The sequence below is a fragment of the Rhodoplanes sp. JGI PP 4-B12 genome (assembly GCF_900188135.1).
In genome coordinates, this window is the sequence record NZ_FYEN01000009.1 from 1 (window position 1) to 10476 (window position 10476).

A 10476-nucleotide genomic window follows, 5' to 3' on the forward strand; every position below is an offset into this window, starting at 1 on the left:
CTTGCGGCGATCGTCCTCGGCACGGAGCCTGCGAATGAGTTGCGACTGCTCCATGCTGCGCAGCGCGACCGCCGTGGTCGGCTCCATCATGCCGACCCGCGCCGATAATTCGCGCTGCGAAAGTCCATCGGCGGTCCACAACACACGGAGAAAGTACCATTGGCCGCGGGTGACGCCATAAGTTGCGATGCGGCGTTCCAACAGCCGCTGAAAGGCGCGATGCGCGTCGCGGACCAGATAGCCCGACGACAGCCGCGGCGGAAATGCGACCGCGCGCTGATTCTGTTTGGCTTTCGGTGAACGTCGCGGCGGCATTGGCGTTGACAGGTCCAGGGTCAAAACCCATTAATTCCAACCCAAAGGGACGCGGGCCTTTTGGTCGCTGGCGTCGTTACTCGTCGCTCATGATCGGCTAGATCACGTCGCTCCTCGCGCCTAGCCAGCGGCCAAAATGCCCAGCGTCGCGGCCACGGAATTAATGGGCTTTGACCCTAGGGCCTCGTGCCGATAATACTTAGCAATCTATGCAATAGGGAAGTGACCGATGCAACAAGTGGCGCGCGGCAAAGAGGAGCGCAGCGGGGCCAATTTAGCCGCGATGCCGAACCAAGCCTTCGATCTGCGCAGCACGCTGGAATGGCTGCGCGCGTCGGGCGAACTGATCGAGACCGACAAGGAAGTCGATCCGGATCTTCAGGTCACCGGCCTGCAGAAGCACATGGACGGCGGCTGTCCGGTCCTGTTCAACAACGTCAAAGACAAGCCAAACCATCGCGTCATTACCAATTTGTTCGGCGACATGGCGATCATCAATCGCATGTTCGGTTGGACGGACGATGCCGAGCGCGTGCGCAAGCTGGCGCATGCGTTGTCGCACCCGATCGAGCCGGTTGAAATCGCGCAGAGCGAAGCGCCTTGCCAGGAGCACGTGATCGAGAATCCACGCGACGTCAATGAATGGATGGTGCCGATCCGCCACACCACCTACGAGCCCGAACTCACCGTCGGCTCCGGCATCCGCTGCGTCACCGGTTCGCAATTCGATGGCGGGTCCGATCTTGGCTACAACCGCATGAATTTCCGCTGGGGCAATGTCGGCACGTTCCAGATCTCGCCCGGCTCGCACATGTGGCAGGTCGTCAACAAATACTACAAAGCAGATCAGCCGGTGCCGGTCACCGTTTGCTTCGGCGTTCCGCCGGCCTGCACGCTGTTGGCTGGCGCGGGATTCGATTATGCGATCCTGCCGATGGGCTGCGACGAGATCGGGATCGCGTCGGCGGTGCAGGGTGCGCCGATTCGTCTGGTCAAGGCGCGCACCGTCGATGCGATGGCGCTGGCCGATTGCGAAATCGTGCTCGAAGGCTACGTCAATCCGCGCGACCGCCGCTTCGAAACCAAAGAGGCCGAAGATGCCGGCGTGCAGGGCCGCTACCATTTCCATCCCGAGTGGGCCGGCTATATGGGCAAGTCCTATAAGGCGCCAACTTTCCATGTCACCGCTATCACCATGCGCAAGCCCGCGACGAAGCCGATCATCTTCGCGCTTGGCGTGCACATGCTCGACGATCACAACATCGACACGACCGTGCGCGAGGCCGCGATCTACGAGCTGTGCAACCGTCTGCAGCCGGGCATCGTGCAGAACGTGGTGATCCCGTACTGTATGACCGATTGGGGCGGCTGCATTATTCAGGTGAAAAAGCGCCATCAGATCGACGAGGGCTGGCAGCGCAATTTCATGGCCGCGGCTTTGTCGTGCTCGCAAGGTATGCGTCTGGCCATCGCAGTCAGCGAGGATGTCGATCCCTATTCGATGGACGACATCATGTGGTGCCTGACCACGCGGGTGAATCCGCGCACCGATATTCTCAATCCGATTCCGGGCGGCCGCGGCCAGACCTTCATGCCGGCCGAACGCATGACCGCAGGCGATCGGCAGTGGACCGCCTCCAACACGCAGTTCGAAGGCGGCATGGGTATCGATGCCACCGTGCCGTTCGGCTATGAGAGCGATTTTCTCCGCCCGGTCTATCCGATCGACAAGGTGCGGCCGGAGGATTTTTTCACAAAAGAGGATATCGCCAACGCCAAGAAGCGCATGCAGGGCTGGGTGCATTCACTGGCGCGAACCGGACGGTAGCTCTTTCCCTCTCCCCTTGCGGGAAAGGGTGGCGAAGGCGAGCATGAGCGAGACTGAGCCGGGTGAGGGGTGATCCTCAACACCGCTACCGCTCACCCGCCCTCGCTCGGCTTTGCCTCCGCTCGGGCACCCTCTCCCACAAGGGGAGAGGGATTGTTGGCACGTTCCGCCAGCGCTTTGCGGTCAAGCTTGCCGCGCTCGGTTTTCGGCAACGCGCTCGCCAGTACGATCTGCTTCGGCGCCTTGAACGCCGGCAGAATAGCCGCGCAGTGCCGTAACAGCGCGTCGGTATCAAGCGTGGCGCCAGGCCGGCCGACCACATAGCTCACGACTTCCTCGCCATAGATCGCGTCAGGGACGCCGATGGTGGCGGCTTCGATCACTTCGGCACATTGCATCAAACAGGCGTCGATCTCGACCGGCGAAATCTTGGCGCCGCCGCGGATGATCAATTCCTTTTCCCGACCGCTCAGGGTGAGAAAGCCGTCGCTGTCGAGGCAGCCGATATCGCCGGTGCGGATACGGCCGCGGGCATGGGTTCTGACCTCGCCATCTTCGGCGAGATAACGGAACGGATGATCCGGCCAGCCGCCGACTTCGACGTGCCCGATCTCGCCGGCCGACAGACGGCGGCCGTCGCCGTCGACAATGGCAACGTCGTGGTAGGCGAATGGCCGGCCGACCGTGCCGAGCCGGCGCTGCTCGCCGGAAATCGCCGCGATCCAGTTGACCTCACTGGCGCCGTAGCCTTGCGCGATGCGGATGACGAATTTCTGCTCGAAGCGCTTCCATTCATCGAGCAGCAAGGGCGCCGAGCTCGAGGTGATGAATCGCAGCTTAGGCAGATCGTCGCGTTTGGGATGAGTTTCGCTGTTGAGCAGAATGTTCAGCGTGGTGGGATTGCCGGTGGCGATCGTTACGGCGTGATCGCGCAAATGGGTAAAGAAGCGGCTCGCCGAGAATTTTTCAGCGAGCACCAAAGTAGCGCCGCGATTGACCGGCGCGAGCGCGCCCAGAAGCTGGGCCGACGCCCAGCTGAACGGCCGGAAATCGTAGAGGCGATCGTCGGCGCCGATGCCGAAACCCTCAGCCACCGGGTCGATATTGGAGAGATATTCGCGAAAATTCAGAACCACGCCTTTAGGCTTGGCGCTGGTCCCGGAGGTGAAGAGGATCACGGCGTCATCCTCCGGCCGGCCTGGCCGAGCCGGTTCGTCCGGCGCGCAGCGCGCAAGTTCCCCGAACAGTGTCTCCGCGCCTCGCTGATCGCAGTGTCCAATGGCAAGCCGCGGCGCGGCGGCGCTGGCCAAGGCATCGTCGAGCCGCAAGCTGTCTTGATGAAGAATGAGCTTCGGTTTGAGGCGATCGAGAATGCCGGGAAGCTGATTACGGTTCATTTCGACATGAATCGTGCAGACGGTCGCGCCTGCCGCCAAGACGCCGAAATAGCAGAGCAGTTGCTCGATGGAATTGTCGGCAAGAAGCGCAACCCGGTCGTTCGACCCGATGCCGCGCCGCGCTAGGAACGCGGCGAAGCGGCCGCAGCTTTCGCGCAAGCCTGCGTAATCGATGAGGCGCCCGTCATTGGCGGAGATGACCCATGGCTTTTGCGGCGCGCGGGCCGTTGCCCGCACGATCCAGTTTTGCAAAAGCTTTGAGCCAGACTCTGCCTGCATGATAGAATGCCAGCGGATAATTCCTTAGCATTATAAGCATTTCGTCGCGAGGAACAAAGCCGTGAACGGTAACGCAAATGCGCAATGGCCCGATCTACCGTTCGCGGCTTGGCATGAAAGCTGCGACACGCTGCTCCTTTGGATGCAGATCGTCGGTAAAGTGCGTATCGCTTGCACGCCGCTGATCAATCATTGGTGGAATTCGACGCTGGATGTCACCTCGCGCGGGCTTATCGCTCCGGCAATGCCCTATCGTGGACGCAGCTTCGACGTGGTCTTTGACTTCACACGGCACCTGCTTTCCATTGAGGCGAGCGACGGCCGCGCCGAGACGCTGGCGCTGGAGCCGATGTCGGTGGCCGATTTCTATGCCGCATTCATGCGGGCTTTGCACCGGCTCGATATCGACGTGCACATCTGGACCACGCCGAGCGAAATCGACGGCGCGATTGCGTTCGAGCAAGACCGAACGCACGCCCAATATGATCGCGTTTACGTGCAAAGGTTCTGGCAGGCCTTGGTGCAGGCCAAGCGCGTCTTCACCGAGTTTCGCGCCCGCTTCATCGGCAAGGCCAGTCCGGTGCACTTTTTCTGGGGCGGTCTCGATCTTGCCGTTACCCGGTTCTCTGGCCGCACCGCGCCGCCGCTCAAAGGCGCCACGCCAAATGTCGCTGCCTGGGTCATGACGGAAGCTTATTCGCACGAAGTTTCGAGCTGCGGCTTCTGGCCCGGCAATGGCGGCTACGGCCGCGCCGCGTTCTACGTCTATGCCTATCCGGAGCCCGCCGGCTATGGCGACACCCGGCTGAAAACCGGCGAAGCCTTCTACGACAAAAATCTCGGGCAGTTCATTCTGCCCTACGACGCCGTGCGCCAAGCCAGCAATCCCGACGCCTTGCTGCTCGGCTTTCTGCAGGAGACATATGAAGCAGCGGCCGATCTCGCGAAATGGGATCGCCAGGCGCTGGAGCGCGCGCCATCAAGGAACCAAGCCAGCCGCTAAGCGCCGCCGAGCTCGCGGCGCATCAGCGCGGCGCCATCGGCCATGGCCTTCATCTTGGCAAAGGCCACGGCGCGCGGCAGGTATTTCATACCGCAGTCCGGCGCCACGACCAGGCGATCGGCTTTAACGTAATGCAGCGCAGCGCGGATGCGGTCAGCGACCAGTTGCGGCGTCTCGGCCGTCATGTCGGCAAGATCGATCACGCCGAGCACGATGGTCTTGGACGGCAATAGCGCCAGAATTTTCAAGTCCAGCTTGGGCTGCGCCGCTTCGATCGAAATCTGCTGCGCTTTGCACTGCTCCAATTCGGGCAGAAAGGAATAGCCCGACGGCTTGTCGCGCACCACGGCGGCATAGCCAAAGCATAAATGCACTGCGATCGTGCCGCGCACGCCGGCAAGCGCGCGATCGAGCGCCTTCACGCCGTAGCGGCGCGCTTTATCCGGATGCTGCTGCATCCAAGGTTCATCGATCTGCACCACGTCGGCGCCGGCGGCAAAGAGATCCTTGATCTCGGCGTTGACGGCGTCGGCATACGCCATCGCTACTGCTTCCTCATCGCCGTAATAGTCATCTTGCGCCTGGCGGCCCATCGTGAACGGGCCGGGCACGGTTGCTTTGATTTTCCGATCGGTGTTGGCGCGCAACACTTTGAGGTCGCGCAATTCGACTGGCTGTCTGCGGCGGATCGACCCGACGATGCGCGGCACCGGGATCGGCCGGCCATTCCTGTTGATCACGATGCCCGGTTTTTCGATGTCGATGCCGTCAAGCGCGGTAGCGAAGCGATTGGAATAGCTTTCGCGCCGCTGCTCGCCGTCGCTGATGATATCGAGGCCGGCGCGCTCCTGATCGCGGATGGCGAGGATCGTCGCGTCATCCTGCGCCGCTTCGAGCTTGTCAGGCGCGACCAGCCACAGATCGTCCACCCGCACGCGCGGCACTTGCTTTGACAGTTTTTCGCGGTCGATCAGCCAATCCGGCTGCGGATAAGAGCCGACGAGCGAGGTAGGGAACAGCATTGGACCGCGCTCATTTCATCTCCTCCCCCGCGAAAGGAGGGAGGAGGATCGATCGAAGGGGGTGGGTCAACAGGCTTAGCCCAACGCCTTCTCGTAAGGATAGATGATGTTGCCGGTTTTCACGTCGGCCGGCGTGAGCACCGTCTGATAGCTCATGCCCCGCCACGTCTCGAGATTCGCGCCGTCAGTCAGATCGTGGTACTGCACCTGCAGCATCCCCGATTTGGTCCATTCGCCGTTTTTCCCGAACTTGACGTCGGCCACCATGATCGTCGTGAAAGCGTGGCTGCGCATGTAGTCGGCGATCTTGTCGTCATTGATGCTCTTGGCGCCCTCAACTGCCTGTTGCAGCACCTGCAAATAGGCGTAACCCCAGCCGCCGAGATAATAGCCAAGCGGGTCGACGCCCTCACCGGCGGCGCGCGCCTGATATTTCTTGAAGAAGTCGGCCGCCGGCGCCATTAATTTCGTCGACGGCACCCAGGTTTCGTAATTGACGATGCCGTTGAGCTTGGATTTGAGTTTGTCCTTGAAAGCGGTGGCCTGCAATCCGACCATCGCGCCGCCCATCATCTTCGGTTTCAAGCCGAGCTCGTTGGCGGACTGGATCAATCCGACCGAGCTCAACGGATAGGAGCAGAAGACGACTAGATCCGGATTCGTTGCCTGAATCGCCCGGACGATCGGCGAGAAGTCCGTGGTGTTCGGTGGATAGGTCTTGTCGTAGACGCTCTTAAATCCGTAGGTCTTGACGTTGTTGCGGGCTCCCTCGGCAGCGTTGCGCGAGAACTCGGCATCCTCGGCCGCAATCGCCACGGTCTGCGGTTTCGGATTCTGCGCCGTTGCGACCTGGAAGAAGCCCTCGGTGAACGACTCTTTCGGCGTCGGACCGGACGGCAGCATCGAGAAATATTTCGGGTAATGAAATTCGCCGTTGGCATCGAGTGCGAACAGACCGATGAAGGTCTTGCCCTTCTGCATGACGACTGGAATCGCCGGCGCCACCATATTGGTGGCGTAGGGACCGACGACGAGATCGCATTTATCGACGTCAAGCAGCTTAGTGTAGATGCCCGGCACGGTTTGCGGGTTGGACTGATCGTCGTAATTGACGAGTTGAACCTGACGGCCGATCAAGCCGCCTTTGCTGTTGATCTCGTCTTGCCAGATTTTGGCGCCGAGTAGCGCCTGTTTGCCGTTGGCCGCGAGCGGGCCGGTCAGGGCCATGCTGAAGCCGATCTTGATTGGGCCACTGGCGTCTTGCGCGAAAGCCGCCGATCCCAAGGCAGGCGAAACGGCGGGCGAAAGCAGGGCGGCGCCGATGCCGGCATTGAGGTCGCGCCGGGTTATGCGATGGGTCATGTTTTCCTCCACAAAAGCACTATTCTCTATTCATCATACCTGACCGGCCGCCCAACAGGGGGCATGACCCGGTAGCGTCGGGCCTTAGCATGCCCTGCTTTGACAGGCGTGAAAAGAGAGCGGCCGATAACGCGGCAATCTGCCCGCAGCGCCTTCACTGCCGCTCATTGGGATTGATGATTTATACTGAAGCATTATCGCGTTAAACTTGTCGCCTCGGCGTGCGTTGCTGGGACAGCAGATGCGTCTTGAGGAAACGTCCTCTTGAGGAAAGTTCTTGAGGAAATATGGAGCTGAAGGCCGATGATTGCCCTGGCGGTTAACGGCAAAACCCACAGCGTCGACGTGGAGGACGACACCCCCTTGCTGTGGGTGTTGCGCGATACGATCGGGCTTACCGGGACCAAATATGGCTGCGGCATTGCGCAGTGCGGCGCTTGCACCGTGCTGATCGACGGCAAGCCCACGCGCTCCTGCCAAGTCCCGATTGCTACGCTTGGCAGCCGGGCCGTCACCACCATCGAAGCTCTTGCACAAAACGGCAAGCTGCATCCGGTGCAGCAAGCCTGGATCGATCTCGACGTGCCGCAATGCGGCTATTGCCAAAGCGGGATGATGATGGCGGCGGTGGCGCTGCTGCGGCAAAAGCCGAAGCCGACGGATGCCGATATCGACGCCGCGATCACCAATATCTGCCGTTGCGGAACTTATCAGCGGGTGCGGGCGGCGATCCATGCCGCGGCGAAGGCGGCCTAGCCGCAGCGCCGATGAACGAGGTTACCGCAAAATCGCAACCGGCAGCGAGCTATGCCAAGAAAGCCTGGCAGTCGGACGTTATTGTCGATCTGATCAAGCATTACGGTTTTCCCTATATTGCGCTTAATCCGGGCGCTAGTTACCGCGGGCTGCACGACTCGCTGGTCAATTACGGCGGCAATGATCCGCCGCTTCTGCTCTGTCAGCACGAGAAGATCGCGGTACAGATCGCGCACGGCTACGCCAAGGCGACCGGCCAGCCGATGGTGGCGATTGTGCACGATGTCGTCGGCATGCTGCATGCGACGATGGGAATTTACTATGCCTATCTCGACCGCTGCCCGGTCTTCGTTATCGGCGCGACCGGACCAATGGACGAAAGCCGTCGTCGGCCATTCATCGATTGGATCCACACGGCGAATGTCAACGGCGAACAGCTTCGCCATTACGTTAAATGGGATTATCAGCCGGCGAGCATTGAAGGCGTGCCGGATTCCTTTGCGCGCGCCTATGCGGCGATGATGACCGAGCCGCAAGGGCCAATCTATATGTGTTACGACGCCTGGCTTCAGGAGCGGCCGCTCGAGCGCGACGTAGCGCTGCCGAAGCCGTCGCACAGCAAAGTTTCGGTGCCGATGGCCGCGGATTCCATGGCGCTCGACCAAGTAGCCGAGCGCCTGCTGGCCGCGAAATATCCGGTTCTGTTGGCCGAATATGTCGCGCGCAGCCCGAGCGGTTTCGATAATCTCGTCGCGCTCGCCGATACCGTCGGCACCGCGGTGTTCGACGTCCACGCTCGGCTCAACTTTCCCAACCGCCATCCGCTCAATCTGAGCTGCCACAAGGAAATCTTCCGCGACGCCGATCTCATCGTCGCGCTCGACACCCGCGACTGGGAAAAATCGACTCACTATATCGACCGCACCGAACGCCGCGTCTTGCCGTACTATCCGTCCGATTGCGAGATGATCGAGATCGGGTTCGGCGAAATCAATTTGAGCAAATGGTCGATGGATTATACGCGCATGCCGGCGTGCAGCCTGCGCGTGCTCGGCGATACGCTCACCGCGATCCCCAAGCTCACGCAGCTATGTCACGAGCGACTTACGCGAGACCGGCGGCTGGCCGCGCGCGTGGCGGAGCGCGCCAAAGCGGTTGCGGCAAAGCACGACGCATTGTTCGCAGCCTGGAGCGAGCAAGCAAAACAGGATTGGGATGGCGTGCCGATCACGCTGCCGCGGCTCGCCAGCGAGCTGTGGAGCGTTATCAAGGACGAAGATTGGGTGCTGACCGCAAACACGCTGCAGGATTGGGCCTATAAGCTGTGGGATTTCGACAAGCCGTATCGTCACCCTGGCCAGGCGCTCGGTACCGGCACTCAGATCGGCCTATCGCTCGGCGTCGCATTGGCGCATCGCGGCAACGGACGGCTCGTCGTCGACATCCAGCCCGATGGCGATCTGTTGTTCGATGCCGGCGCGCTGTGGACTGCGGCCAAGAACAAGATTCCGCTGCTCGTCGTGATGTACAACAATCGCGCCTATTACAACGATTGGGAGCATCAGCTTCATATCGCGCAGCAGCGCGGGACGCCGGTAGAGCGTGCCTATATCGCGCAGGACATCGCCGGTCCAAATGCCGATTTCGCCGGCATGGCGCGAAGCATGGGCTGGTACGCGGAAGGGCCCATCGAAAAGCCCGCCGATATTGCGCCGGCGCTGCGCCGCGCCATCGCGCAAGTGAAAGCCGGCACGCCGGCGCTGGTCGACACGGTGCTTCGGCCGCGCTGACGGATTACCCGTGACCCAAATTAGCGCGGCTATCTGTATTGGGAGCCTGTCGGCATGGCCTCGGCTGTGCGCGAGGTTCCATAGTTTCTGTTTGCATAATTGGTCAGGTCGGCAATCGTCAGTTGCCGTTCCGTGAACAAGTTTCCCGAATCCACCGTATTGGTCAGGCTGTCGAGAAAAGCAGTGGCATCCGCTAGCTGATGTTGTTTTGCCGGCTGCGGTTTGACGGCCGCAAGTTTTGTTGGGCTAGACGCGTTCGCCGATTTAGGCGGGCCTTGGATTTGGGCTTGCGCTGTCATCAAAGCATTCGCCGGTTTGGGCGCGCTGGGAATTCGCGCTTGCGCTGTCACCAGAACAGGTTCGGCGGAAACCCTGCTGATCTCGCTTTTCACCAAATTGCGGAATTCCAAATTGAACTGGGCTCCCGGATGCGAGTCATTGTTGGCGATGTATTCGATGTTCGGACCTATTAATTTCTTCGATCCCATCCCGCCAAAGGTCATCCATGTATTTGGATTATAGATTTCGATCATCCTGCCAACGCGTCCGGTAACATTCGGATTCCAACTCAGCATCGATGGTTGAAGCGCGATAATGACATCGATGTATTTGGACTTGTTCGCGACAAACACCGAACTATTCGCGCCTAAGCTATAGCCGACGACGACGGTTCGCGTTCCTGCGGGAAGACGATCGATGTCCTCGACCAAGGATGGCCACGCTT

The 10476-nt window shown here is 60.7% G+C and carries 9 protein-coding genes; 4 read left to right on the plus strand and 5 right to left on the minus strand.

Features of this window, described 5'->3' with window-relative positions; all coding sequences use genetic code 11:
- Positions 1 to 339, minus strand: a 339-nt coding sequence (locus tag CFA80_RS00610; RefSeq protein WP_210187760.1) for a MarR family transcriptional regulator, incomplete at its 3' end; no start/stop codon positions are given.
- Positions 340 to 544: 205 nt separating this feature from the next.
- Here CFA80_RS00610 and CFA80_RS00615 point away from each other — a divergent pair.
- On the plus strand, positions 545 to 2143 hold the full coding sequence (locus CFA80_RS00615) for a UbiD family decarboxylase (protein WP_245281134.1): 1599 nt from the start codon (positions 545 to 547) through the stop codon (positions 2141 to 2143).
- A gap of 92 nt (positions 2144 to 2235) precedes the next feature.
- Here CFA80_RS00615 and CFA80_RS00620 read toward each other — a convergent pair whose 3' ends face one another.
- Positions 2236 to 3819, minus strand: coding sequence for a class I adenylate-forming enzyme family protein (locus tag CFA80_RS00620; protein WP_088518440.1), 1584 nt, complete (start codon positions 3817 to 3819; stop codon positions 2236 to 2238).
- A 61-nt stretch (positions 3820 to 3880) separates the two neighbouring features.
- Between CFA80_RS00620 and CFA80_RS00625 the strand changes: the two genes are divergently transcribed.
- The gene (locus tag CFA80_RS00625; RefSeq protein WP_088518441.1) at positions 3881 to 4822 is read left to right on the plus strand and encodes a DUF5996 family protein; all 942 of its coding nucleotides are present in this window, start codon (positions 3881 to 3883) and stop codon (positions 4820 to 4822) included.
- On the opposite strand, the gene CFA80_RS00630 is transcribed toward CFA80_RS00625, so the two are convergent.
- Complete coding sequence (locus CFA80_RS00630) at positions 4819 to 5844, minus strand: uroporphyrinogen decarboxylase family protein (protein WP_088518442.1); 1026 nt, start codon at positions 5842 to 5844, stop codon at positions 4819 to 4821. The genes CFA80_RS00625 and CFA80_RS00630 overlap by 4 nt on opposite strands.
- 75 nt (positions 5845 to 5919) lie before the next feature.
- A complete protein-coding gene (locus tag CFA80_RS00635; protein ID WP_088518443.1) occupies positions 5920 to 7206 on the minus strand; it encodes an amino acid ABC transporter substrate-binding protein in 1287 nt (428 codons plus the stop codon).
- A 303-nt stretch (positions 7207 to 7509) separates the two neighbouring features.
- Between CFA80_RS00635 and CFA80_RS00640 the strand changes: the two genes are divergently transcribed.
- Both CFA80_RS00640 and CFA80_RS00645 read left to right on the plus strand, forming a co-directional pair.
- Positions 7510 to 7962 (plus strand): (2Fe-2S)-binding protein, encoded by a 453-nt coding sequence (locus tag CFA80_RS00640; RefSeq protein ID WP_088518444.1) that lies wholly within the window; start codon positions 7510 to 7512, stop codon positions 7960 to 7962.
- Between the two features lie 11 nt (positions 7963 to 7973).
- On the plus strand, positions 7974 to 9752 hold the full coding sequence (locus CFA80_RS00645) for a thiamine pyrophosphate-binding protein (RefSeq protein ID WP_088518445.1): 1779 nt from the start codon (positions 7974 to 7976) through the stop codon (positions 9750 to 9752).
- 29 nt (positions 9753 to 9781) lie between these two features.
- On the opposite strand, the gene CFA80_RS01105 is transcribed toward CFA80_RS00645, so the two are convergent.
- The coding region (locus tag CFA80_RS01105) for an alpha/beta hydrolase (protein ID WP_159454600.1) at positions 9782 to 10476 on the minus strand (695 nt) is incomplete at its 5' end.

Bases quoted from the DNA above. Each gene is read 5' to 3' on its own strand.
- CFA80_RS00615 (WP_245281134.1), top strand. From the start codon at position 545: ATGCAACAAGTGGCGCGCGGCAAAGAGGAGCGCAGCGGGGCCAATTTA.
- CFA80_RS00620 (WP_088518440.1), bottom strand. From the start codon at position 3,819: ATGCAGGCAGAGTCTGGCTCAAAGCTTTTGCAAAACTGGATCGTGCGG.
- CFA80_RS00630 (WP_088518442.1), bottom strand. From the start codon at position 5,844: ATGCTGTTCCCTACCTCGCTCGTCGGCTCTTATCCGCAGCCGGATTGG.
- CFA80_RS00635 (WP_088518443.1), bottom strand. From the start codon at position 7,206: ATGACCCATCGCATAACCCGGCGCGACCTCAATGCCGGCATCGGCGCC.
- CFA80_RS00640 (WP_088518444.1), top strand. From the start codon at position 7,510: ATGATTGCCCTGGCGGTTAACGGCAAAACCCACAGCGTCGACGTGGAG.
- CFA80_RS00645 (WP_088518445.1), top strand. From the start codon at position 7,974: ATGAACGAGGTTACCGCAAAATCGCAACCGGCAGCGAGCTATGCCAAG.